The following is a 25,627-nucleotide window of genomic DNA, read 5'->3' on the forward strand; positions in this document are numbered from 1 at the left end:
CGAAATATAATAAAAACCCCTTATAGCGCGCTATAAGGGGTTTTTATTATTAATGAGAAGCCGCTGTTTCTTGAAGACCTTTAGTCAATTGAACATCGACTTTTTCGGCATCATGAATGTGGTTCATAATAGTAGTATTTAATTTTTGGAACATTTGTTGTGTATTAGCGAATTCACGTAATATATCATCATTACAAGATTTTTGGTTTTCGATAGCTTTAATAACATTTGTAGCACCGCTTTGTAACGTTTGAATCATAATTAAAATGTTTTCAATTCTAGCGTTTGTATCGGCACTCATTTCTACACCTTCATCGACTAAATGCAAATTATCTTTTGTGTTATCGTATGCTTTTTCAATTTCTTCTTGAATTTTTTTCGTTAAGTTACCAATGTTTTTTGTACTTTCGGCTGTACTTTCCGCTAGTTTTCTTACTTCATTGGCAACGACAGCGAATCCTTTACCGTGCTCTCCAGCACGTGCAGCTTCAATACTCGCATTTAAAGCAAGTAAATTTGTTTGTGCTGCAATGTTTTGGATGACTTCTACAATTTGCTCGATTTCTTTTGAGCGCTCACTTAAATGATTCATACTATTAGACGTGCGCTGAGATTGTTCACCTAATTTATTAATTACAATAAGTAAACGATGAACAGATTCTTTTCCTTCATTAGAACAGTCAATGATTTCTTCAATTGACTGAATTAAGCTTTGTTCTTTTTGTAACATTTCATTATTCAATTCATTGGAATGTGTTGTACGCGTTGAAACATTTTCGAAACATGAATTTAATTGTTGAACTAAATTTTGAAGTGTATGGTGTTGATTATTTACGAGTTGATGCTCTTGAACGACGTTTTGCACACGGTCGTGAATAGAAGAAATGATCTCTTGTTTTTCAATATCTTTTTGTTTTAATTCTGCTTCTAGTTCTTGTATACGACTTTCTAATTGATCAATTTTATGTTGGAGTGATTTCTTTTGAGTAAACATATATTTATTTCAACCGCCTTTAGAAGTTATATTTTCTCTATATTTGGATTTTAGCATCTTTTATAATTTTTAAATATAGGAATTGTTAAATATTTAAGAATCTATTACATTTTATGCATAATTCCCTTTTTTTCGTCATGAAAAATAAACTGTATTTAATGGTATTGTAAACAAACTGTAAAATAAATCATGTATAACTGTATAAGAAGGGAGTCGGATTATGAACTATTTTAAGCGAATCAGTAGTCTAGTATTAGCAGGCATTATCAGTCTTTCTAGTACAGTCGCTGTAAAAGCAGAGTCAAACGACGAGAAACTTAACAACATGCAACAGCAATTGCAGCAAAACGATGCAGAGATGCAAAAGAAAGAGCAAGAGAAGCAAGCTGTTAATAAAGAAATTCAAGGTATCGAAAACGAACTACATAATTTAAATAATACAATTGCAAAAAATAAAGAGGATCAAGCTGCTATTCAACGTAAAATCGATGAAACACATAAGCAGATTGAGCAAAAAAAGAATGAAATTGTCGTTTTAGAGGATAAAGTCCTTGCTCGTAAGGATATTATGAGAAAACGTATGGTTTCTGTTCAAAACAGTTCAAATACAAGTTTAGTAGTAGAAGTTGTAGTAGAGTCAAAAAACTTTGCAGATTTCTTACAACGTATGAACGCAGTTTCTACTATTCTAGAAGCAGATAAAGAAATTTTACGTCTACAAGAACAAGATCTTCGTCAAATTGAAGAAGATAAGAAAACAATTGATGAAAAAGAAGAATCTTTAGTAGTAGACAAACAAAAATTAGCCAAAGCACAAGCTGAGTTGCAAGATAACTTGAAAAAGCGTCAAGCTAACTTACAAACAGTTCAAGCTAAATATAATCAGGTTGCAAGCCAACTTAATTTAGCAGCAGAAGAAAAAGCTAAAATCGAATCAAATATGAAAGCAGTTCAAGAAACAATTGCTCGTGAGCAAGAAGCAGCAAGAATTGCTGCAGAAGAGCGTGCAAAAGCAGAAGCAGCTGCAAAGGCTGAGCAAGAAGCTTTAGCTAAGGCACAGGCAGATGTTGCTGAAAAACAAAAGCAAAAGCAAGAGCAAGCTAGTAAGCCAGCTCAAACTAAAAATAATAATTCAAGTGTAGAACCTGCACAACCATCTAAACCAGCTGCTGGTGGAAGAGAAATCTATGTACATGCAACAGCTTATACAGCAGATCCAGGTGAAAATGGCTATGCACCAGGTCAACAAGTATATTCTGCATGGGGAGGCTATAACCTAACTGCAAACCCAGGAATGAAATTAATTGCAGTGGACCCATCTGTTATCCCATTAGGTTCTCGCGTATATGTTGAAGGATACGGAGAAGCAATTGCAGCAGATACTGGTGGCGCGATTAAAGGTCACAAAATTGATGTTTTAATGCCAGATAAAGCTTCATCTAGTAAATGGGGCAGAAAAAATGTTAAGCTTACAATTTTAAATTAACATGTAATCCAACTTTACAATATGTAAAGTTGGATTTTTTTGTAATTATAATGTTAAGTTGAGTTTACATTTTGTTAAGGATAGCATACAATGACGGTGATAGGTGGTAAAATTGACCATTTTAAATAGAGTGAAGGAATTAAGAGCTCGGTTTAATTTTTCGCAAAGTGTATTAGCAGAAAAGGTTGGAGTGACAAGACAAACAATCGCGGCAATTGAAAAAGGGGATTATGTCCCTTCACTGTTATTAGCACTTACGATTTGCGATGTATTTCAGTTAAAGATGGAAGATGTGTTTGTTTTGAATAAGGAGGGGAAAGAGGATGAATAGACTCGTATTTTCTTATATGCTAAATGTACTTTTAATGGTATTAGCAGGTTGGGCGTTTATTGAGTTGTATTATTTTACTATTGAAGTCGCTAATTTTATTCAAACGGAGAGAGTACCATCTGAAATTTCACTGAGTTTAATGCCGCTAGGATTACTTTTAATATTTGGTATTGTATCGACTGTTCTTTATAAAATTCAAAAGAAAAAATATAAAGAGCTCTCGTATTGGATGTTTCCACTATTATTTCCTCAAGAGGATGAGAGGGAAAAGGCAATTACAGAAAAGGCTTGTCGTACTACATTTATGTCACTATGGTACGTGTTGCCTTGTGCGGTTGGTTTTTTAACTCTTTCTCCAATTGCTAATCTATATGTTCCTGCATATCCAATATATATTGCATTTAGTATTTTCTTTATTCAAATGACAATTTTTCACGTATCCTTATATCGAAATAAAATCGCTTAAAAAGAAACCTTCTTGCATTAGCAAGAAGGTTTCTTTTTAGCTTACACTTGTACATATAGCAATATTATCTTATCATTTTATATAGAGTAAGATTTTGTAAGGGAAAGGAATTGTATATGAATAAGCAAAGAATTTATAGTATAGTAGCAATCCTTCTATTTGTTGTAGGTGGTGTGTTAATCGGAAAGCCATTTTATGATGGATATCAGGCTGAAAAGAAACAGACTGAAAATGTACAGGCTGTTCAAAAAATGGATTATGAAAAACATGAGACGACATTTGTAGATGCTTCGAAAATTGATCAACCAGACTTGGCAGAAGTAGCGAATGCATCATTAGATAAGAAACAAGTAATTGGTCGTATTTCAATCCCGAGTGTTTCATTAGAACTCCCTGTTTTAAAATCTTCTACTGAGAAAAACCTATTATCAGGTGCAGCAACAGTAAAAGAAAATCAAGTAATGGGAAAAGGGAATTATGCATTAGCAGGACATAACATGTCTAAAAAAGGTGTTTTATTTAGTGATGTAGCCTCTTTAAAAAAAGGCGACAAAATGTATTTGTATGATAATGAAAACGAATATGAATATGCGGTTACTGGTGTATCTGAAGTAACTCCTGATAAGTGGGAAGTTGTTGAGGATCATGGGAAAGATGAAATAACGCTTATTACATGTGTATCTGTTAAGGATAACTCTAAGCGTTACGTTGTTGCTGGTGATTTAGTAGGAACGAAGGCGAAGAAATAAAAAAAGATGAGGGATTTCCCTCATCTTTTTTTAATCCATCCATTTCACTAATTTCTTAGAAATTAGTAATAAAACACAACCTAATACAATTGCTACAGCTCCGATTACGGTAAATACTTCAGCATATCCAAGTGAAGTTGTGAAGCTTGCAAGTTGTCCGCCTAAAATGTTAGCGATTCCTGAGCTTGCTAACCATACTCCCATTAATAAAGAAGCAAGTTTTACTGGTGCAAGTGCACTAACCATTGATAGTCCAACAGGTGATAAGAATAGCTCACCTAACGTATGGAAAAGATACGTAAAGACGATAAATAGTAAGTTTGCTTTTTCTGTAATGTTATGTTCATCACTACCTGTTTTTAATGTAGCGATAACGAGAATGATATAACCGATACCAAGCAAGATCATACCAAGTCCCATTTTGGTTGGGATTTTTAAATCCCCGCGCTTGCGAGTTGCAAGTTTTGCCCATAATGCTGAAATGACTGGAGCAAGTAAAATAATAAATAATGGATTGACCGATTGGAACCAAGATGTTGGAACTTCCCATCCGAACACAGAGCGGTCTACAAATTTGTTTGTATATAATGTTAATGAGCTACCAGCCTGTTCAAAGCCAGCCCAGAAGAAGACAACGAAGCATGTTAAAATGACGATAACTGCGGTACGTTGTTTTTCTTTTTTTGTTAACGGTGTATCTCCTACTGATGGTTGTCCATCTGTTGTTTGTAAATCGCGAGTTGGTTTTTTACCGAGATCACCAAGGAAGCGATTTGATAGTGTTGTAAATAAAATTTGTCCAATGATCATTCCGATTGAAGCGGCTAAGAAACCGTAACGGAATCCGTAATGTACAACGCCATCAACCGTTGTTTTGAATAAATTTTCTGATAAAAATCCGCAAACGAGTGGAGCTAAAAATGATCCGACGTTAATACCCATATAGAAAATGGTAAATGCACTGTCACGTTTTGGATCATTCTCTTCGTATAATTCGCCAACAAGTGTAGAGATATTCGGTTTGAAGAATCCATTACCGATAATAATAAGCGCTAATCCGAGGTATAGGCCGACTTGGTTTTGCATGGCGAATAGTGTAAGGTTACCGATTGCCATTGTTATACCACCAATTGTGATGGCTTTTCGTCTACCTAGGAACCGGTCTGTTAAGTATCCACCAATCATTGGTGTGAAATAACAGGCTCCAGTATAAAATCCGTAAATGGAGAGTGCCCATGCGGGACTAAACCCAAGACCACCGCTTACTAAAGCTGTCGTTAAATATAATGTTAATAATCCTCGTAATCCATAGTAACTAAATCTTTCCCACATTTCTGTAAAGAAGAGTAAGTATAAACCTGGAGGATGTTTCTTTTTTCTTTGTTGTTCTCTTTCTAGTTGTATCGCTGATTCCATGTTATTTTCCTCCTGACACAAACAAAAACAAAGTTAATAATTTTGTACATTTAATATTTTACCTTATTAACTATTATAAGTCAATAAAGGTTGATTTTTCAGAAGAAATTGGAAAAGAGATATAGCTATAGAATGGGTGTTTCTTTTATGTTAGACTATGGACTATGTTTTCTTTGTAAGGAAGCGGGTTATTGCACTTTTTTATATGTGAAATTGATTTCATAAAAGATGAAATTAAAGAAGGAGAAAGAAATGAAATTGTTACAGAAAAAAGAAATTTTACTGATTAGTCTTATGTTATTCTCGATGTTCTTTGGAGCGGGGAATCTTATATTCCCACCTTTCCTTGGGTATGAAGCAGGAGAACATGTGTGGATTTCATTAGTAGGGTTTATTATATCAGCAACAGGTCTTCCTATATTGGGAGTTATTGCGATTGCAAAAGCAGGAAGCTTTCAAACGTTAGCGGGTAGGATTCATTCTTCATTCGCCATTATTTTTCCGTGTATCGTGTATTTATTTATTGGACCAGGACTTGGTATACCACGTGCAGGAAGTTTAGCTTTTGAAATGGGGCCAGGTCAGTTCTTCTCAGAAGCGGGAAGCATAGTTTTATTATGTTACACGGTTATTTTCTTTAGTATTGTGTACTGGTTAAGTTTATCACCTTCTAAATTAATGGGGTTGTTCGGAAAGGTTTTAACACCGTTATTATTAGGCATGATTGCCCTTATCTTTATAAAGAGCAAGTTTACATCAGTAGGTAGTGTGAAAGAGGCTGCTGGAAACTATGGACAAGCTCCTATGTTCCAAGGGTTTTTAGATGGGTATTTAACGATGGATGCATTAGCAGCTTTAATTTTTGGGATTGTTATTGCAAATGCTCTTCGTACAAAAGGTATTGAAGATGATAAAGGTTTAGCGAAATATATGAGTATTGCTGGAATTGGAGCAGGACTATTATTATCTATTATTTATGTCATACTTGGATATGTTGGTTCAATTAGCGGTTCGTTAGGTACATTTGATAATGGGGCGAACGTATTAGCACAAGTGATGACGACGTTATTTGGACAAGGTGGAGTCGTTTTATTAGGTCTTATTTTTACAATCGCGTGCTTATGTGTTTCAATTGGACTTGTTACATCTTGTAGTCAATTTTTCGCAAGTGCATTTCCGAAAGTAACTTATAAAGTTTGGGCATTTATATTAAGTTTTGTTAGTATGATTTTAGCTAATTTAGGATTAACACAAATTTTAAAAGTATCAGTACCGATTCTTGGATTTATTTATCCAGTTGCATTAACACTCATTATTCTAGGGTTATTCCATAAATATATTGGAAAGTATGCATACGTATATGCAGTAACTGTTGGGATTGTAGCGGTATTTAGTGCAATCGATATTTTTAATAAAAATGTAATGATGAATCAGTGGACGTCAATATTGAAATACATTCCGTTTTATACAGAAGGTGTTGGGTGGATTGTTCCAGCTATTGTAGGTGCTTGTATTGGTGTCATCGTTAGTGTTGTTCTAAATAAGAATAAATGAGTAAAAAGGTGTTTTCCTATTTCGGAAAACACCTTTTTTTTGGAAAAATAGTATTGAAAATGAATAGACTAAGAGTATGATAAAGGTAATTGGTAATATATAGATTTTGAATAGATGATGAGGGGGGAGCGTATGAAGGAGGATTTAAATAAGAAAATAGAAGCGCTCGAAACGGCAATTGAAACGATTCAAGAAGCGCTTTTTGAATTGAAAGCAAAACAAAGAGAAATAGAAGTAGAAAATGCTCAGCAACATGTTAGTAAAGAAAAGAAAGAATATATTGAAACGGTAATGGAGGAAAAGCAAAAAGAAGAAGTAGTTACAATAAAGGAGCCCGTGCAAGAACGTGAGGTAAAACAAGTAGATATATCTGCATTTAAACCAGAACCATTTAATATTATTAATTTTTGCCAAACTTGGTTGCCACGTATATTTGTCGGCATTATGTTACTTGGAGTAATCTGGTTATTTAAAGCAGGGGTAGATGCTGGATTATTAACACCTGTAATACGAATTGTGTTTGGTATTGTCCTATCAATCGGTTTTTATTATATAGGTGATATTCAAATTAAACGAGAGCGGCAAGCGTTGGGTTTAGTATTAGCAGGAGGAAGTATTACGGGTATAGTTTTAACGACATTTGCGGCGCATTATTTATATGGATTTATTCCAGCAAGTGTTGCGTTTGTATGTAACATTGCATGGGTCATTTTAGGTATTTATGTAGCGAAGAGGTATCAATCGGAATATCTTACTATATTCGTAGCCGTAGGAGCTTTCTTCGTGCCATTCTTATTAAATAGTACGACTCCTAATCCATATATTTTCTTTGGATATGAGACGATACTAACACTTAGCTTATTATGGTATGCGTTGAAAAATCGTTATCAGTATTTATATATGATTTCTTATGCTGTTGCTGCTATTGTCCTTTTTGTTTTCTTTGCTATTATGTCAATGTTAGTGGAGGATTTGCAAATACAGTTAACGGTTGTTTATGGTTTGATTCACTTACTATTATTTTGGCATATGTTTACGGAGAGAAGCTTTATATTAGAGCCACGCTTGGCGATATTTAGTGCGAATGCAGTTCTCTTTATATTAGCCATTTCAAAAATACCTGAATTTACAACATGGGGATTAATGATTAGTGCACTCGTGCACGCTACTATGTTCGTGTTTGAATATAGGAAGAATAGACATTCTACATTTACAAATCTTTTATTTGGTTTCGCAATGGGTGCATTTAGTTTAGCGATTTTATATGAGTATAGTTTAGTGAATGCAGCGATTGTATTATTATTACAAGGTTTCCTCGGTATGATGACTGCTATTAAAGTAAAACAACAGGTGAAATTGTATGTTAGTGCGACGATTTACGCGATTGGAATGATACAAACTATTTTTAGTCCGTTTGATCATTTCATTTCAGCTGGGTTTGTTGCTCATATTATTTTAATAGGTACATTTTATTACTGCATGAAACAAGCGAAAGATGTGTTAATGAGCTTTGGAAAATATGTTTATTCTATAGCACTCTATTGGTTTATGGTTATCGTATTTATTGCAATTACTAGAGTCGGTGAAGTGCTTTCTACAGATGGAAGTATAATAAGCGTATCTGTATCGTTATTATGGATGGTATATGCATTATTTGCAGTTTGGCTTGGACGGAATAAAAATATGAATGAAATATTGTATGCCGGCTTAGTCGTGTTAGTCGTAACGATAGGGAAGCTATTCCTTCTGGACTTACCAGAAGTATCGATGATGATCAGGGCAGTGTTATTCTTAATTGTAGGTAGTATAGGTATCGTTATTTCAAGGATGTTTTTCTCAAAAGAAGAGAAGTAAAAAGAAGACAATCCGTATGCGGATTGCCTTTTTCATTATTTCTTATCAATTATTACAGCTTCATTGTATTTCGCTGTTGTATTTTGGCGTAGACGAAGCGTTGCTTGTCCAGCTGTATTTGAATCGATTTGTACGTTCACAATTCTCTCAGCAGAACCTAAGCTGTTTGTTGTGAAAGAGAACGCACTACTGTATCCGAAAGTAGATGGCCAAGTACCATTTGTATTTTGAACTTTTGCTACTTGTGTACCGCCAGTAGTGAATATACCTAAAGAGTAATTAGTGTATGTTGTGTTTGGTAATAAGTTATTTACTTGAATTTTGATTTGGAACACTTCATTGTTTGGTAGAGTGCTAGGGTGTGTAACTACGTAGTCGTTTGCTGTTATAGCACCGTTATAACCGTATGAACCTGGTTTGAAAGTATTTGTATTAAACCATTGATAACCTGCATTTGGTGCACTCCAAGGTTCAGGTTGTGGCTCAGTTGATAAGCTTGGTTGTTCAAATGTTTGTAAAGTGGTAGGTAAATCAAGTTGTAAACCATTTACTTGATCTAAACTTGTAAATGTTTCTTTATTCGATAGCCAATTTACGATATTTTCTAGTAAGATAGCATCGTTTTCTTCTTTATAACCATCGTAAGTTTTCTTTGTTTGGCCAGAATCTTCACGAACGTATTTTGGCGTCGCATCTTCTACCGGAGAAGAGTCACCGATAAAGGCAGCTTTTCCAAGTCCTACTTTTGCGATAGCAGCATAAGGGCCTTCTGCAACACCACCGCCGTTATAAACACCGCTATCAACAGCATTATTCCATTTTGACGGGTTTTCTGGAAGATAAACAAGTCCTTTTGCTAGTTTTGGGTTTGTAATGGCTAGAGTAGAGCCAGCATGCATTGCTACAGATGAAACACCTTTTGTAATTCCGAATGATTGTTCAGGTGACACAATATTTTTAGCTGCAACATCACCGATTGCATTGTAGCGGAAGCGAATACCGAAGTTGTTAGATAGCCAATCAGAGCTTTCTATTCCTTGCATAGCTTGTGAATTTACTTCCTCACTAGACATTCCTTTTGCAGGATTATCCCATGCACCGCGTCTATATCCATTAAATACTTCAGAAGAGTCCCAGCGATTTTTATTACGATCTGCATTATAATGATCGGCAATGAAGAAGATACTGCCGCCACTTTTCACGTATTGTAACATAGCATCTTGTTCAGATTTTTTGTAAGGAATATTTGCTTCTGGAACGATAAACACATTGTAGTCTTTTAAATCTTCGTATGTAATCGGTGTTGATTTACGTAGTTCTTTTACATGATATCCGTTTTGGGCAATGCCGTTTCCGAAATCAGAAAAGCCACCATCAATAACCCAGTCAGCCGTCCCAGCAGTTTGACCGTGTGTATTATCGAATAATACTTTCTTCCCATTGTTTTGATTTACAACTTTTGCAGCAATTTCAGGAGCTGGGTCTACAGAGCTTTCTGCATAAGTAGACGGTATGAACGAAGCCCCTATACTTAGTGTAATTGCTGTTGCTAAAGAAAATGTAATCCATTTTTTATTCTTCATAGAAGAATCCCCCTAATAATAAATATATGTGCTTTAATAATGTAATTTATTTTTCTGAAAAAATAAAGACAGAAAACGTAAAAAATATTAAAAAATTGTAAAAATACCGTGAATTTTGTTGAGAAATATTTATATAGATATAAAAACATCCCTTCCAATTAATAAGGAAGGGATGTTTTGTTTAACTAATTTTTGAATTAGGTGTTTCGTCAATTTTATGGAACCCTTTCATGTAATATACGATAGCTAAACCAATAAGCCAAATAGGACCAACAATTAATGCAATTCTTGTATCTTCTGAATACGCCATTATACCTAATACTAGTGCAAGGAAAGCGAGTGAGAAATATGAACTGAATGGATGTAAAGGCATTTTATATGTTAGCTTGTCCTTTTTATCAGTTTGCAATCCTTTACGGAATTTAATTTGAGCGATTAAAATGATGCCCCAAGTCCAAATTGCCCCGAAAGTTGAAATACTAGTGAGCCATGTAAATACTTTTGCGGGCACAAGATAGTTTAATATAACACCAACGAGTAAAACGATAGCTGTTGCTACAATTCCTTGACTCGGAATGCCATTTTTATTTAAACGACCGAATCTTTCAGGAGCTTTCTTCTGCTGAGCTAGTGTATATAGCATACGGCCTGTACTAAATAAACCACCATTACAGGAAGAAAGAGCTGCTGTTAATACGACAAAGTTAATAATACCTGCTGCTTTTGCGATACCGATTTGCTGGAATGTTAATACGAATGGACTTCCTTTCTCACCAAGTTCATTCCATGGATAAATTGCCATCATAACGAATAGAGCCCCAACGTAGAACAGTAATATTCTCCAAAATACGTTATCGATTGCTTTTGCGAGTGTTTTTTTCGGATTTTGAGCTTCACCCGCTGTAACACCGATTAATTCAACGCCTAAATAAGCGAATAACACCATTTGTAAAGAGAGTAGTAACCCAGAAAAACCATTTGGGAACCAGCCACCATGTGACCAAAGGTTTGAAATACCAGTAGCGATACCACCGTTTCCGAATCCGAATAAAATAATACCAGCTCCAATAATTATCATACAGATAATTGTGACAATTTTGATGAGAGCAAACCAAAATTCAAGTTCTCCAAATACTTTTACGGATAAGAAGTTGAAAGCACTCATTAATAATAGAGCGAGTAACGCCCAAGTCCAGCGCGGGATATCTGGGAACCAGTATTGCATGTAAATGCCAGCCGCTGTAATTTCAGCCATGCAAGTAACAACCCATAAAAACCAGTAGTTCCAGCCAGTAATATAGCCAGCTAGTGGTCCAAGATAATCAGAAGCATATTTACTAAAAGAACCGGCAACAGGTTGTTCAATTGCCATTTCTCCGAGTGCTCGCATAATGAAAAAAATAACGAGTCCGGCGATCATATAACCTAGTAGAATAGAAGGGCCAGCTAGCTTAATAGCAGAAGCGGATCCTAAAAATAGTCCAACGCCAATAGCGGAGCCGAGCGACATTAAAGTAATATGTCGTTCTTTTAAACCACGGTTTAAATTTTCAGATTTGTTTGTGTGCTGCATAAGAAGAATCCCCCTTGTAGAGTGAACGATATTTGAATGCGTTTACTAAATATTTAACTATTTCAAATTATAAAACATTTCTATCTGTTATGCTACAAAAATAAACATGATTAACTGTACTACATCTGTACTTGTCAGACTTAAACTTAAAATTCGAACTATTAGTGAATATATTGACTCTTCTTTTTATTGATTGTTAAGATTAAGTATTATATTTTCTCACATACTAGTAAGAAAAGAATATGTGATAATAATTCAGATGTAGGAAGGGTACATAACCATGTTTCAATTACAAAAATATAACACTTCTGTGAAGCAAGAGCTTTTAGCTGGCATCACAACTTTTTTTACATTTGCGTATATTCTTGTCATCAATCCGAAAATATTATCTGATGCAGGTGTACCATTTGATCAAGCTTTTACAGCAACTATTATTGCGACTGTTATAGGGACGCTATGTATGGCGTTTTTAGCTAACTATCCAATTGTTATTGCTCCAGCTATGGGAATGAATGCGTATTTTGCTTATTCTGTTGTTCAACAGGCAGAGGGGATTACATATGTCATTGCGTTTTCAGCAGTATTTGTAACAGGTATCATTTTTCTTTTATTATCTTTCACTTCATTTAGGCAAAAGCTAATTGTCGCAATTCCTGATAGTTTAAAACATGCAATTGCAGGGGGAATTGGACTATTTATTGCTTTTATTGGATTACGCCTTTCTGGAATTATTGTTGATCATCCATCTAATTTAGTTACGATTGGTGATTTTCATTCTCCAGCCGTTATTTTAACTTTAATTGGTTTAATATTAGCGGCGGTATTAATGGTATTACGTGTGAGCGGTGCATTATTTATTAGTATGATTGTGACAGGAGTTATCGCCTTCTTTACAGGGCAACTGAAGTTTACGGATAAAATTGTTGCGATGCCTCATTTACCAGAGGGAATTATCGTTTCAAACCCAATCAATGCCTTTTCAGATGTAATTGAATACGGATTATATGGTGTTGTATTTTCATTTTTACTTGTACTGTTATTTGATACAACAGGTGCATTACTCGGTTTAATTAAACAAGCGGGTTTAATTACAGATAATACAGAGAAACGTTTTGGTAAAGCGTTTATTGCAGATGCAATTGGTGGGACTACAGGTTCTATTTTTGGAACAAGCCCAACAGCAGCGACGATTGAATCATCAGCTGGTATTGCTGCAGGTGGTAAAACAGGATTAACAGGTATTGTAGTTGTCTGTCTAACGATTATAACGGCATTCTTCAGCCCTGTGATTGCTTCTTTATCAAGTGTAGCCGCTATTACAGCTCCTTCATTAATTATTGTAGGTAGTTTAATGGCGCAAAGTCTTCGTGATATTAATTGGAATGAATTTGAAGATGCATTACCAGCATTTTTAATTTTCGTTGGTATTCCGTTAACGTCTAGCATTGCGAATGGAATTGCAATTGGATTTTTAGTGTATCCAGTCTTAAAAATTGTGAAAGGGAAAGCGATGGAAGTACATCCGTTACTATACTTATTTACAATTTTATTTGGATGCCATTTATTCTTATAATATAGATATAGGAAAGGGGCTTCTTATGAGAGGCTCCTTTTTTGTGTATAATAAGGTGAAAATCAAATTAATGGAGTAAAATATAAATTACTTAATGGAATATATATGTTGCAATATAGGTGAAGGAGGAACATGAATGGCTGTAAGTAAAATAAAAGTCGCGCGTGTTCAGTTAGATTTAACGCAGCAACAATTAGCAGAAAAAGTAGGCGTTACAAGGCAAACGATTAGTTTAATTGAGAAGGGGAAATACAACCCGTCTTTAGATTTATGTTTGAAAATTTGTTATGCGGTAGACAAAACATTGAATGATTTATTTTGGGAGGAAGAGGAGTGAGGGGATGAGGATCGTGAAAGATGAACGTTTAATGATTGAGGGACTCAAACATATTAGACTCGTTTTCATCTTACAAAATATCGTCATACTAGGTGTTGTTTTTTATCGGTACGTTTTGCAAGATGCAGGATATGAAAGTGTTTCAGATTTATTAATGGTATTTATGGTCGGGATAATAGTTATTAACTTTTTAAACTTAAAAAACTCGGTGGAAGTGTATGAGCATACAGGGGGAGTATCTCGTAGTTATTTTAGGAAGCTATTATTCATTCCAGTAGGTATTGTTATTGGGATTTTAGCTATTTGTATCGTTGTAACACCGGGTATTTCGATAAAAGAAATTAGTATAACAGGACTTATTATGTTTGCTTGTTTTTTAGTTCCTAGTTTATTTATATACATATATATGAAAAAAATAAAAAGTGAAGATTGAAATATAAGAAAAGCTTTCCCCATATTGGGGAAAGCTTTTCTTATATTTTTTTATACAGTAATTTATGAAGACCAATCGGTTCAATTTCAAAGATTTCACCATGTTCCTGGAAGCCTAAGTGCTTGTAATAGTCAGCTACAGTAATTCGGCCATTGCACCATAATATATTTGCTTGGCGTTCTTGCAAGACTTGCTCCGCTTTCTGAATTAAGGAGCTTCCAGCACGTTTGTTTCGAAATTCAGGTAATGTGGCCATTCCTCGTAGACGATAATGAATACCTGCTAGTAAGTCAGGGTATATCTCTTTTGAGAAGGAAGCGATACTAATTAGTTCATCGTTTATAAATGCGCCTAAGTGAAAGGTGTCCGTTTCATAGTCGGAAGAGTATTTACAATCTGCTAATGTTTGATTCGGGCGTAAAATTTTTTGACGTAATACGTAAGTTTCAGATCCCTCAATATTTTTCACGGTAATCATATTAACATCCTTTCTTATAAGGCGTTTTCTGTTAGTTGTATAAAGAAATAGGCAGGTGCGGCGAAAAGTCCGAGTATGCTAGCAGTTCCGAGAAGGAGTGAAAGTAAGAGGCAGGAGTATTTTATTCCATTCGATTTTTTCCATCCGTAGCTACAAATTTCAATGCTAACACCGATGAGAATAATGGCAACGAGTATTTCTGCTAATAATAAAAGAGCTAAAGTTACAATAGACATAATGTGATCCATCCTCATAATATGTGATAGTAACATTTTACCATATAAAATGGAAAAAAATGCCCCTCAATTATGTGAGGGGCATTTTTCTATTCTAATATGCTTTTTAGTGTATCGATATGTTCTTTTGAGCCAGTTACAAGTAATGTATCGCCGTGTTGTAGGCTTGTATCACCATGTGGGATTAATGCTTTATTACCGCGGTAAATTTGAATGACGAGTACATCGCCTAAAAATGGAAGGCGACGAAGTGCAACGCCGTTATATTTATTACTCCGTAGTTCCACTTCACGGACTGTTTCGTTTGCTGTTGTAATTAAGCGAACGAGACTCGGTTTATCAATTAGTGCACGTAATAGAATGCGTGTAGAGTTAATTGTTGAGAATACGGCGATATGTTCTTGCGTTGCTTTTTCTTGTAGAAGTGGATCTTCTACACTTGCAATAACATGTTCAACACCTAGTTCTTTTGCATGTTCTGCTAATAATAAGTTTTGTTCATCATCGCTTGTTGCAACAACAACGCGATCTGCGTTAAATGCTGTTTGTTCAGTTAATGATGCGATCGTGATGTCATCTAATTTTACGATAGGGAAGTCATGTGATTTTGCTTCCTCATCATTTATTTTATTTTGACGCATCATATAAAGTGTTACGTCATAATCTTCTCGTTTTAAATCAAGTGATAACGGAAGGGTAATTCTGCTTGCGCCAATAATAGAAACTTTTGGTTTTGGTGTTTCTACTTTTGGGAACATTTTTTTAAATAATATAGGTGCAAAAATACAAGTAATAACTGCGCTTAAAATAAGGGAAGCAGATAAACTTGGACTGATGATTCCTAGTTTTTCACCAATTTGTGCAGCTGCAATAACTAAAGAAAGTGTCGATGTTAATAAGATGGCACTTCCTAGTACGATATTACGTGGATACCATTTTCGTAAGACGAGTGATGGTAACAGCTTTGAAATAAAGAGTCCCACAATTAAAATTGGGATCATTAGCATGCTAGAAGGTTCTTTAAAAATAGACCAAACTTCTAGATTCACACCAACCATTACGAAGAAAATAGGGATGAAGAAACCGTAGCCGATGGAATCCAGTTTTTCAACCATATCTTCATTTGGTGATAATAACGATACAAGTACACCCGCTAAGAAGGCACCTAAAATATTTTCAGCTCCAACAGATTCAGATAACCCAACTAATATTAAGATGAGTGCAAAAACAGCTCGTGTATCAATTTGTACACTACCAGCTTTTAAGCTATCTAAGTATGGAATGTTTTTAAAGCGTTTTGCAACGAAGTAAATAACAATACCAGCGCCGAATAGAAGAAGAAGGAGCCACATGCTTTGGCCGCTTTCGGAATTTAATCCGACGAATACAGCGAGTAAAATCATTGTAACTAAATCTGCAATAACAGCGACTAATAAAATGATTTGTCCAATTGCCGTTTTTCCTAAGTTATTCTCTTTTAATGTTGGTACGACAACACCTAAAGAAATAGTTGAAATAATTAAAGTCATAAACATTGCATTATCCACGAATCCTAGCCATACGAACAGTAATGATAGGGCATAAGATAAGATGAAAATAAATAAGAAGATAATGCTCGCTGCTTGGAATGTGTTTGGTTCGTTTGTCGTATTCTTTTTCCCTTTTTGTTTAAAGATAGAAAAATCAATTTCTAAACCGCTTAAGAACATTAAGAAGATAAATCCTAGTGTCGATAAGACTTGAAGCCACATATCTGGCTCAATAATATTAAACCCACTTTTACCTACAAAGATTCCTGCGATGATTTCTGCAACAACGACAGGAAGTGCTTTTAATTTAAAGCGTTGTAACAAAAGGGGAACGAAAAACGCGATTGCAACGACAACCATAAGTGATAGAACAGAAGTATGATGTTCCATTGCGTTCTCTCCCTTCAAATAAATATAGTACCTATTTAGCCATATAATAGGTAGAAAAGCAACGCATATGGATTCGATTTCATAAAGAAAGAGTTTTCTTAAGATTTGTCATAATAAGTATATTTTTCATGATTCTGTTGTTAATTCCGTAATGTGGATGTAATAGGGGAGGGGATAAAAAAAAGACTGCCGAGGAATCTCAGCAGTCTTTTTCATGTACATTACATTGAGAAGAAGATCCATACAGTTAAACCAACTGTTGCAGTTGCAACGAAGAAACTGTATATCATTGTAAGGACTTGAACTCTTCCTTCTCCTTCTTTTAAATGCATGAACATAATTAATTGTAACAACGCTTGCGCAACAGCCATGGCGATAATGGACGTTAATATCGTTGAAAGTGGCAAGTTTGTATAAAGTGCCACGTATAAAGCTAGGAACGTTAGTGCAAGCGATAAAATAAATCCGAAAACGTGTGACCATGGGAATCCGCTATGCGCATGCCCATTTGCTTGATTGTTATTTTGACTCATTTACGCCACCATCCCGTTCAAGTAAACTAGTGTGTAAATAAAGACCCAAACAAGATCGAGGAAATGCCAGTATAAGCTGATAATAAATACTTTACGAGCTGTAACTGGTGTTAAACCTCGTTTTAAAATTTGGATAATAACACAAATTGCCCAAATGATACCACCTGTTACGTGGGCACCATGTGTTCCAAGAAGAACGAAAAATGCAGATAGGAAAGCACTTGTTTGAAGCGTTGCGCCTTCACCAATGTACATAATGAATTCTTCAATTTCAAAGAATAGGAAACCTGCACCTAAAAGTAATGTAAGGATGAACCATCCAAGCATTGCTTTTTGGTTGTTCTTACGCATTTCGTGAATTACGATACCACATGTGAAACTACTTGTTAAAAGTAGTAATGTTTGAATTAAAAGCGTTTTAAGTTCAAACAGTTGCGCTGGAGTTGGGCCATCTGCCGTACGACCAGCAAGTACTAGATAAGAGGCGAAAAGTGTTGCGAACAGCATAATTTCAGCCCCAAGAAAAATCCAGAATCCTAGGATATTCAATCTACTTTGCTCGGATTGATATTCCAAAGGTAAGCTTTTATCTAAAGCCGCCATATCATTTCACCTCTCATGCTATATGTTCTGTTTCTTTAATTTCATCAACGCTTACGTAGTAGCCATCATCATAATCGAATGAACGATAGATTAAGCAAGCTAAAATACCAACGCCGCCGATTGCTGCAAGCCAGAACCAGCTAAATACTAATGCGAAACCTGCAAGACCGAAGAATAAAGACGCAATAATAGGCACGCCAGAGTTACTTGGCATGTGAATTGGTTTTAAATCTTCTGCTGCTGGTGTAACTGTTTCTCCGCGTTTTTTCATGTACCAGAAAGCATCAGCTTCTTTGATTTCAGGAAGTTTCGCGAAGTTGTAATGTTGTACAGGAGATTGAGTTGCCCATTCAAGTGTACGGCCATCCCATGGATCTCCAGTTGTGTCACGTTCACCGTGACGAGCACTCCAAATTACGTTGTAACAAAGAATTAGGAAACCAATACCCATCATTACCGCACCAACAGATGCGATTTGGTTTAGCCATCCCCATCCAAGACTCTCAGAGTAAGTGTACATACGACGAGTCATACCGTCTAAACCTAAGAAGTACATTGGGAAGAAACAGATGTTGAATCCGCTCATAAAGATCCAGAATGTCCATTTACCTAGGCGTTCGTTTAACATATGACCAGTCATTTTTGGATACCAGAATGTGAATCCAGCAAGCATAGCGAATACTGTACCTGCGATTAATACGTAGTGGAAATGAGCAATTAAGAAGTAGCTGTTATGGTACTGATAATCAGCTGCTGCCATACCAAGCATAACCCCTGTAACCCCACCGACTACGAAGTTTGGAATAAATGCCAATGACCAAAGCATTGGAACTGTAAAACGAATACGTCCTTTATACAGTGTAAACAACCAGTTAAAGATCTTAACCCCGGTTGGAATCGAAATCGCCATTGTCGAAATCGAGAAGAATGAGTTAACCGCTGGACCTGCACCCATCGTGAAGAAGTGATGAAGCCATACGACGAAACTTAGTAAAGAAATTGCAACCATTGAGTAGACCATCGCACTGTAACCGAATAGACGTTTACGTGAGAATGTACTAATGATTTCAGAGAAAATACCGAATGCCGGTAAAATAACGATATATACTTCAGGGTGACCCCATACCCAGAATAGGTTGGCCCATAACATTGGCATACCGCCGCTCGCCATCGTAAAGAAGTGAGCATCGAATAGACGGTCAAATGTCATTAATGCAAGAGCAACTGTTAATACTGGGAAAGCGAAAATAATGATAACTGTTGTAATTAAGATTGACCAAGTAAACATGGGCATTCTCATTAAAGTCATACCAGGTGTACGCATTTTTAAGATAGTAACAAGGAAGTTAATACCGGTCATTAGCGTACCGAGACCTGAAATCTGTAATGCAATTGCGTAGTAGTTATTTCCTACACCAGAAGTAAACTCTGTACCTGCCATTGGGAAGTAAGAAGTCCACCCAGCGTCTGGAGAACCACCGATTACGAAAGCGATGTTGAATAACATTGCTCCGACAAAGAATAACCAGAAACTTAAAGCATTTAAGAACGGATATGCAACGTCACGAGCACCAATTTGTAATGGTACTACAAGGTTCATTAATCCCATAACGAATGGCATCGCCATGAAAAGAATCATAACTGTACCATGTGTTGTGAAGATTCCGTTATAGTGTTCAGCATTTAAATAAGTTGTTTCTGGGAATGTTAACTGTGCACGGATCATTAAACCGTCCATACCACCACGGAATAACATGATAACCGCAGAAATAATATACATGGCCCCAATCTTTTTATGGTCAACAGTTGTTAACCATTCGTCCCAAAGCCATTTCCATTTTTTATACTTTGTTAGTACGAAAATGATTGCTAATGTCACAAGAACGATAGAAGCGTCTGCACCGTAAATAATCGGGTCACCTGTGACAAAGAATTCATCAAGCTTCACTGTGTTCACTCCAATCTGTTGGAATAATAGCTATTATTTTTTGTTTTTGTAGTAGTTGTAATCACAATATTCAAGTGATTTTGGATCTACATAACTTAAGTGGTGACTAGAGAATGTCATACGACCAACTACACCAGGTTTAACAATTTCGTTGTACTTATCTTCTGTTAGTTTAGGAGCAGTTTGTTGTACTTCTTTAACCCACTTGTCATATTTCTCTTTAGTTTTTGCTTCAACTTCGAACTCCATATGTGTGAATCCTTCACCAGAGAAGTTCGCACTACGGCCTAGGTAAGAACCAGGCTTATCAGCTTGTAAATAAAGATCCATAATCATGCCATCCATAGTGTACTTCATACCACCAAGTTCTGGTACCCAGAAAGCATTCATTGGACCGACAGAAGTCAGTTTGAATTGAATTGGTACACCAGCTGGGATGTTTAAATAGTTAACGGTTTCAATTTTTTCCTCTGGGTAACTGAATAACCATTTCCAGTTTGCAGATGTAACATAAATCTCAACTGGTTTAATATGTTTGGATTCTTCCGGAACCTCTTCCGAAGCATAAGTTGCTTTTACTGTTGGAATCGATAATGCGATAACGATAATAACAGGAACAAGCGTCCAAATAATTTCTAATAATGTGTTACCGTGTTGTTCAGGTGGCTCGTAGTCCATATTCTCTGGTTTTTCACGATAACGAATCAAGATGACTGTAAACAAGATGAATACAATTGCGATAATTAATGACATAAGCAAGAATGACCAAACAATTAAATCATACTGTGCTTTTGCAACAGGTCCTTGCGGATTTAATACTGCGAGTTTCTTATCACAGCCACCGAGGAACAGAAGTAATGATAACGGAAGAAGCGAAGCCAGCTTCCAAAACGTTTTCTTTAGTTGCACGATTGAAAATCTCCTTTCTCCTTGGATTGAAACTATGCCAATAAAACAATATAAACCTATTAATTTATAGATGGCAATAGTTTTTGTGATATTGTTAAAAAATAGACACAAATGCACACTTTTTAAGGTGAATATCATTTGTAACTTGATAACATTGTAAACCATTTTCCAGTAAAAAACGTGATTGTGGAAATTTTAAGATAAATAAAGTTATACCAAGATATCCAAGAAATAGAAAAAAACTATCCTATCATAAGAAAGGTAGCTGAATATTTTGTATATTCATTTTACTTCTTTTTTTAGATTTATTTGTTGTTCAAATGTGACAACTTTTTTATATTTTAATTGGTATAAAATGCAACAAATGATCATAAATGGAATACCGCAATAAAGAGCAATTCTCTAATCTGGAATGAAAGCTAAACTAACAAATGTAATGAAATTGAGTGAAAATGCTAAGATTGGAACTATTGGATAAAATGGTGGCGATAATTTAAATCATTTTGTTCTACTTGTTGATTCATATGTCCCTCCCCCGTTATTTTCTTGTATGTATGAACTGATGTTTATTCCGAGTTTTTAAACATTAGTGGGGGATGTGACACATATTCGGCTTATTTATTATGAAATGAATGGAGTATGTAAAAATGCGAACTATGACTAAATGCTCTAAGTGTGCTTTTTGTTAATGGTATGATATATTAATTATGTTAATTATTTTGGTTTCAGCAAAACGATTCAGAAAATCATGTTGTTTTTTCTTTTTATTAAAAATAATTAGATTTTTATAACAATTAAAGTGTGAACAATAATTCACAGAATCTTTCTAGCAAACTAGTAAGAAGAAAGGTACAATGATAAGAGGTATGTCTGTAAAATAATAATTAATGGAGTTTTGTTTAAAATGAAAAAGTTAAAATATCTTTTTGTTTTTGGAATTATATTTGCTGCCGCGTTTTTTATAGGGAAAGATAAAATTATACAAAAGGCGCAAGTGTTCCGTTTAGAGTTTCTATCTGAAATGAAAGAAGCGACTATGATTGAAAATGTTCCATTTATAAAGCAGTTACCAGAATTACCTCGTGGATGTGAAGTTACAAGTTTGGCTATGTTGCTACAATACAAAGGTATACAAGTAGATAAGATGCAACTTGCTAGCGAAATTCATCGTGTTCCATTTGAACAAAATGGTTTACGTGGAAATCCTTATGAGGGGTTCGTTGGAAATATTTATACGAAGGCAAAGCCAGGATATGGTGTATATAATCAACCCATTTTTAATTTAGCAGAAAAATATGCTCCTGAAAAAGTAGTTAATTTAACAGGTAGAGACGTGCAAGATATGTATAAAGTAGTTAGTTCCGGTTCGCCAGTATGGGTCATTATTAATACAACGTTTCAGCCACTAGCCGAGAGTAGTTTTGAAACATGGAATACAAGCTCTGGCGAAGTGAAAATTACATATTATGAACATAGTGTAGTAATAGTTGGCTATGATCAAAACTTTATATATGTAAATGATCCACTTAAAAATAATCCACGTTTTGCTGTTCCGCGTGCAGAGTTTGAGAAAGCTTGGGAGCAAATGGGGAAACAAGCGATTACTATTTTATAATAATGAAAAGTCATCTTTTTGATGGCTTTTTATTTTTAATTTACTATAATAGAAAATTCAGAAGATTCTTTCAAAAATAAACAATTCACGTTATAATAACATTTAACTTGGTGAAGAAGGGGCGAAGGAAAATGGATGTTGCAAAGGAACTGGTTTTATCGAAAAATCAATTAATTGAGTGGAGAAGGCATTTTCATAAGTATCCAGAGCTATCTTTTCAAGAAGAAAAAACGTCACAGTTTGTATTTGATATACTTCGAAAAATCCCATATTTAGAAGTTTCCAGACCTACTAAATATAGTGTAATGGCAAGGTTAATTGGTAAGCAACCTGGTAAAACTATCGCGGTTCGTGCTGACATGGATGCTCTTCCTATTCATGAAGAAAATGAGTTTGATTTTATTTCTACATATCCAGGTGTGATGCATGCATGTGGCCATGATGGACATATAGCGATATTACTTGGGGTCGTACATAAATTAGTAGAAAAAAGAGAGAAGATTAAAGGAGAGATTCGCTTTCTCTTCCAACATGCAGAAGAAAACTTTCCTGGCGGTGCAGAGGAAATGGTTGCAGCGGGTGTAATGGAAGGTGTGGATTATATTATTGGTGCTCACCTTTGGGCATCGTTACAGGTTGGTAAAATAGGTGTAATTTATGGTGCTGCAATGGCTGCCCCGGATGTTTTTAAAATTACGATAGAAGGAAAAGGTGGACATGCTGGAATCCCTCATGAAACGGTTGATAGTATCGCAATCGGTACACAAGTTGTTTCGCAACTTCAGCAAATTGTATCTCGCCTCACGAATCCGTTAGTTTCTCTTGTAGTATCTGTTACGCAATTTCATGCTGGGACAACCCATAATGTGATTCCAGAACAAGCGGAGATTGAAGGGACAGTGCGGAGTTTAAGACATGAGTTGCGAGAAGAAACAGAGAAAAGGATTGAACGGATTGTGAAGCATGTGACGGAATCTTACGGAGCGAAATATACATTTTCTTATGAATATGGATATCGACCAGTAGTAAATGATTATGAAGTTACAGAGATTATTGAGCAAACTGCATTACAGCTTTATGGAAGGGAACGAGTTACTCGTTTACAACCGACGATGGCTGGGGAAGATTTTTCAGCGTTTTTACAAAAGGCGCCAGGGACATTCTTTTTTATCGGTGCAGGAAATAAAGAGAAAGGAATTATATATCCTCACCATCATCCTCGTTTTACGATTGATGAAGATGCATTACCGATTGGAGTGGAAGTCTTTGTATCGTCTATTATGAATTTTATAAGTAAAGGAGAATGAGATGAAGAAAATACACGTATTAGCGCTTATTCCAGTTTTTTGTTTAGTTGTTGGACCTGTATTTGCTAATTCAGTTACTCCTTACGTATTAGGGATGCCATTTTTATTATTTTGGGTATTATTATCGGTGCTCATTACGTCTCTTTGTATGGGGCTTGTGTACGTATTTGATCCTGCTAATAAGGGGGATGTAAAATGATCGCCTTACTTATCATTATTTTATTTTTGTTTCTCGCACTATTTTTAGGAATTCGGGCACAACATGGAAAAGATATGAATTTAGAGCAATGGTCAGTTGGAGGAAGAGGCTTTGGCACTATTTTTGTTTTTCTTCTTATGGCAGGTGAAATTTATACGACGTTCACATTTTTAGGCGGAAGTGGATGGGCGTATAGTAAAGGAGCACCTACTTTCTATATTTTAGGTTATGGTGCACTAGCTTATATTTTATCTTACTTTTTATTGCCGCCAGTTTGGAAGTATGCGAAAGAGCATAATCTTGTCTCGCAGCCAGATTTTTTTGTGAAGAAATATAAGAGTCAGACGCTTGGCATTATCGTTTCTGTCATTGGGGTTATTTCAATTATCCCATACCTTGTTTTACAGTTAAAAGGATTAGGTATTATCGTTTCGGAAGCATCTTACGGCAGGGTATCACCAGTTATTGCAGTGTGGATTGGTGCGATTGTTATAACGATATATGTAATGGTTTCAGGCATACACGGCTCTGCTTGGACAGCCGCTTTGAAGGATATTATGATACTGTTTATCGTTATGTTTTTAGGTATATATTTACCATATCATTATTACGGAGGTTTTCAGCCGATGTTTGAAGCTGTAGAAGCAGCAAAACCAGGATTTCTATCTTTACCTGATGAAGGAATGAGCATTTCTTGGTTTGTTTCTACTATTGTATTAACAGCTCTCGGTTTCTATATGTGGCCCCATACATTCGCTTCTGCTTTCTCTGCAAAAAATGAAAAAGTATTTCGTAAAAATGCGGCAATTATGCCATTGTATTCTTTAGTTTTACTTTTCGTGTTCTTTGCAGGGTTTGCAGCTATACTGCAAGTTCCAGGGTTAAAGGGAGGGGATGTAGACCTTTCGTTATTCCGTCTCGCTCTTCAAACATTTGATCCATGGTTTATTGGTATTATTGGTAGTGCAGGAGTATTAACAGCATTAGTTCCGGGTTCCATGCTTGTTATGGCGGCATCTACTTTATTAGCAAAAAATATTTACCGAACAATGGTCCCATCTGCTTCAGATAGACAAGTTGCTAAAGCGGCAAAATTATTTGTTCCTGTAGTAACGCTTGTAGCTGTTTTGTTCACTTTTAAAGGTGGAGAAACGATAGGGGCTCTTCTTTTAATGGGATATAGTATAGTGACACAACTTTTCCCTGCGCTTGTATGTAGTTTGTTTCCACGTCAAGTTATTACGAAGAAAGGGGCAATTGCAGGAATGGGGATTGGATTGTTAGTGGTCGCATATATTACTTTATCTGGTTCAACTATAGCTACAATGTTTCCAGGTTTCCCTCAATATATAAAAGATTTAAATGTAGGTATAGTCGCATTGTTAATGAATATGATTGTGATGTTTATCGTTAGCGGGTTCACGAGAAATGTGTCTATAAAGACAGACAGTATAATAGTAGAAAAGTAATCCGTGTGCTAGAGCTATCTTTGAAAAGAGATAGCTCTTTTTTGTATATATTTTCTTCTATT

Annotated in this window: 23 protein-coding genes and 2 pseudogenes; 13 read left to right on the forward strand and 12 right to left on the reverse strand. The window is 35.5% G+C overall.

From position 1 onward, the window contains the following. Positions 1-49 precede the first annotated feature (49 nt). Positions 50-568: pseudogene (locus tag DN393_RS32545) on the reverse strand (methyl-accepting chemotaxis protein); the annotation flags it as partial. Between the two features lie 646 nt (positions 569-1,214). Between DN393_RS32545 and DN393_RS25480 the strand changes: the two are divergent. The 4 genes from DN393_RS25480 to DN393_RS25495 all read left to right on the forward strand — a co-directional run bounded on the left by DN393_RS25480 (position 1,215) and on the right by DN393_RS25495 (position 4,026). Then, entirely contained in the window at positions 1,215-2,480 is a 1,266-nt protein-coding gene (locus DN393_RS25480) for a 3D domain-containing protein (RefSeq protein WP_064477067.1), read from the forward strand. 112 nt (positions 2,481-2,592) lie between these two features. Beyond that, the gene (locus DN393_RS25485) at positions 2,593-2,811 is read left to right on the forward strand and encodes a helix-turn-helix transcriptional regulator (RefSeq protein WP_000154014.1); all 219 of its coding nucleotides are present in this window, start codon (positions 2,593-2,595) and stop codon (positions 2,809-2,811) included. Continuing rightward, positions 2,804-3,277: a hypothetical protein gene (locus DN393_RS25490; RefSeq protein ID WP_061675087.1), complete on the forward strand. Its 474-nt coding sequence runs from the start codon at positions 2,804-2,806 to the stop codon at positions 3,275-3,277. Before DN393_RS25485 ends, DN393_RS25490 begins: the two co-directional genes overlap by 8 nt. 116 nt (positions 3,278-3,393) lie before the next feature. Continuing rightward, the gene (locus DN393_RS25495) at positions 3,394-4,026 is read left to right on the forward strand and encodes a class A sortase (protein ID WP_064477065.1); all 633 of its coding nucleotides are present in this window, start codon (positions 3,394-3,396) and stop codon (positions 4,024-4,026) included. A gap of 30 nt (positions 4,027-4,056) precedes the next feature. Here the strand turns inward: DN393_RS25495 and DN393_RS25500 are convergent, their stop codons facing one another. Further along, positions 4,057-5,442, reverse strand: coding sequence for a peptide MFS transporter (locus tag DN393_RS25500; protein ID WP_088046963.1), 1,386 nt, complete (start codon positions 5,440-5,442; stop codon positions 4,057-4,059). A gap of 252 nt (positions 5,443-5,694) precedes the next feature. On the opposite strand from DN393_RS25500, the gene brnQ1 reads away from it, so the two are divergent. Together brnQ1 and DN393_RS25510 are read left to right on the forward strand one after the other, a co-directional pair. Beyond that, positions 5,695-6,996, forward strand: coding sequence for a branched-chain amino acid transport system II carrier protein BrnQ1 (gene brnQ1 / locus DN393_RS25505; RefSeq protein WP_149174063.1), 1,302 nt, complete (start codon positions 5,695-5,697; stop codon positions 6,994-6,996). 132 nt (positions 6,997-7,128) lie between these two features. Further along, entirely contained in the window at positions 7,129-8,850 is a 1,722-nt protein-coding gene (locus DN393_RS25510; protein WP_098110877.1) for a DUF2339 domain-containing protein, read from the forward strand. 35 nt (positions 8,851-8,885) lie between these two features. Here DN393_RS25510 and DN393_RS25515 read toward each other — a convergent pair whose 3' ends face one another. Both DN393_RS25515 and DN393_RS25520 read right to left on the reverse strand, forming a co-directional pair. Further along, positions 8,886-10,433 carry a DNA-binding protein gene (locus DN393_RS25515; RefSeq protein WP_088046961.1) on the reverse strand — a complete coding sequence of 516 codons (1,548 nt, stop codon included), beginning with the start codon at positions 10,431-10,433 and terminating at the stop codon, positions 8,886-8,888. Positions 10,434-10,614: 181 nt separating this feature from the next. Further along, positions 10,615-12,006 carry an amino acid permease gene (locus DN393_RS25520; protein WP_149174064.1) on the reverse strand — a complete coding sequence of 464 codons (1,392 nt, stop codon included), beginning with the start codon at positions 12,004-12,006 and terminating at the stop codon, positions 10,615-10,617. A 280-nt stretch (positions 12,007-12,286) separates the two neighbouring features. On the opposite strand from DN393_RS25520, the gene DN393_RS25525 reads away from it, so the two are divergent. The 3 genes from DN393_RS25525 to DN393_RS25535 all read left to right on the forward strand — a co-directional run bounded on the left by DN393_RS25525 (position 12,287) and on the right by DN393_RS25535 (position 14,349). Continuing rightward, the gene (locus DN393_RS25525; RefSeq protein ID WP_149174065.1) at positions 12,287-13,579 is read left to right on the forward strand and encodes an NCS2 family permease; all 1,293 of its coding nucleotides are present in this window, start codon (positions 12,287-12,289) and stop codon (positions 13,577-13,579) included. Positions 13,580-13,715: 136 nt separating this feature from the next. Continuing rightward, positions 13,716-13,916 (forward strand): helix-turn-helix transcriptional regulator, encoded by a 201-nt coding sequence (locus tag DN393_RS25530; RefSeq protein WP_000301181.1) that lies wholly within the window; start codon positions 13,716-13,718, stop codon positions 13,914-13,916. A 4-nt stretch (positions 13,917-13,920) separates the two neighbouring features. After that, entirely contained in the window at positions 13,921-14,349 is a 429-nt protein-coding gene (locus DN393_RS25535) for a hypothetical protein (protein WP_064477059.1), read from the forward strand. Positions 14,350-14,389: 40 nt separating this feature from the next. On the opposite strand, the gene DN393_RS25540 is transcribed toward DN393_RS25535, so the two are convergent. From DN393_RS25540 to DN393_RS25575, 8 genes and pseudogenes are all read right to left on the reverse strand, one after another. Beyond that, positions 14,390-14,827 carry a GNAT family N-acetyltransferase gene (locus tag DN393_RS25540; RefSeq protein WP_149174066.1) on the reverse strand — a complete coding sequence of 146 codons (438 nt, stop codon included), beginning with the start codon at positions 14,825-14,827 and terminating at the stop codon, positions 14,390-14,392. Positions 14,828-14,841: 14 nt separating this feature from the next. Then, the gene (locus DN393_RS25545) at positions 14,842-15,099 is read right to left on the reverse strand and encodes a DUF4022 family protein (RefSeq protein WP_000926994.1); all 258 of its coding nucleotides are present in this window, start codon (positions 15,097-15,099) and stop codon (positions 14,842-14,844) included. A 53-nt stretch (positions 15,100-15,152) separates the two neighbouring features. After that, positions 15,153-16,982, reverse strand: coding sequence for a monovalent cation:proton antiporter family protein (locus tag DN393_RS25550; RefSeq protein WP_137051869.1), 1,830 nt, complete (start codon positions 16,980-16,982; stop codon positions 15,153-15,155). Positions 16,983-17,203: 221 nt separating this feature from the next. Further along, positions 17,204-17,515, reverse strand: coding sequence for a cytochrome aa3 quinol oxidase subunit IV (qoxD, locus tag DN393_RS25555; RefSeq protein WP_063263756.1), 312 nt, complete (start codon positions 17,513-17,515; stop codon positions 17,204-17,206). Continuing rightward, positions 17,516-18,118, reverse strand: a complete 603-nt coding sequence (gene qoxC / locus DN393_RS25560) for a cytochrome aa3 quinol oxidase subunit III (protein WP_048562935.1) — start codon at positions 18,116-18,118, stop codon at positions 17,516-17,518. A 13-nt stretch (positions 18,119-18,131) separates the two neighbouring features. Continuing rightward, positions 18,132-20,066, reverse strand: a complete 1,935-nt coding sequence (qoxB, locus tag DN393_RS25565) for a cytochrome aa3 quinol oxidase subunit I (RefSeq protein ID WP_048562936.1) — start codon at positions 20,064-20,066, stop codon at positions 18,132-18,134. A 33-nt stretch (positions 20,067-20,099) separates the two neighbouring features. Next, positions 20,100-20,975 (reverse strand): cytochrome aa3 quinol oxidase subunit II, encoded by an 876-nt coding sequence (locus tag DN393_RS25570; protein WP_001176181.1) that lies wholly within the window; start codon positions 20,973-20,975, stop codon positions 20,100-20,102. Between the two features lie 282 nt (positions 20,976-21,257). Continuing rightward, positions 21,258-21,478: pseudogene (locus DN393_RS25575) on the reverse strand (amino acid permease); the annotation flags it as partial. Between the two features lie 401 nt (positions 21,479-21,879). Between DN393_RS25575 and DN393_RS25580 the strand changes: the two are divergent. The 4 genes from DN393_RS25580 (at position 21,880) to DN393_RS25595 (ending at position 25,565) form a co-directional block, all read left to right on the forward strand. Next, positions 21,880-22,590 carry a C39 family peptidase gene (locus tag DN393_RS25580; RefSeq protein ID WP_064477056.1) on the forward strand — a complete coding sequence of 237 codons (711 nt, stop codon included), beginning with the start codon at positions 21,880-21,882 and terminating at the stop codon, positions 22,588-22,590. Positions 22,591-22,721: 131 nt separating this feature from the next. After that, positions 22,722-23,897 carry an amidohydrolase gene (locus DN393_RS25585; RefSeq protein WP_149174067.1) on the forward strand — a complete coding sequence of 392 codons (1,176 nt, stop codon included), beginning with the start codon at positions 22,722-22,724 and terminating at the stop codon, positions 23,895-23,897. Position 23,898: 1 nt separating this feature from the next. Then, complete coding sequence (locus DN393_RS25590; protein ID WP_000719861.1) at positions 23,899-24,096, forward strand: DUF3311 domain-containing protein; 198 nt, start codon at positions 23,899-23,901, stop codon at positions 24,094-24,096. Beyond that, positions 24,093-25,565: a sodium:solute symporter family protein gene (locus tag DN393_RS25595; protein WP_149174068.1), complete on the forward strand. Its 1,473-nt coding sequence runs from the start codon at positions 24,093-24,095 to the stop codon at positions 25,563-25,565. The genes DN393_RS25590 and DN393_RS25595 overlap by 4 nt, the downstream gene beginning before the upstream one ends. The last annotated feature ends 62 nt before the right edge of the window (positions 25,566-25,627 follow it).

The sequence above is a fragment of the Bacillus sp. BPN334 genome (assembly GCF_008368885.1).
Lineage (GTDB): Bacteria > Bacillota > Bacilli > Bacillales > Bacillaceae_G > Bacillus_A > Bacillus_A wiedmannii.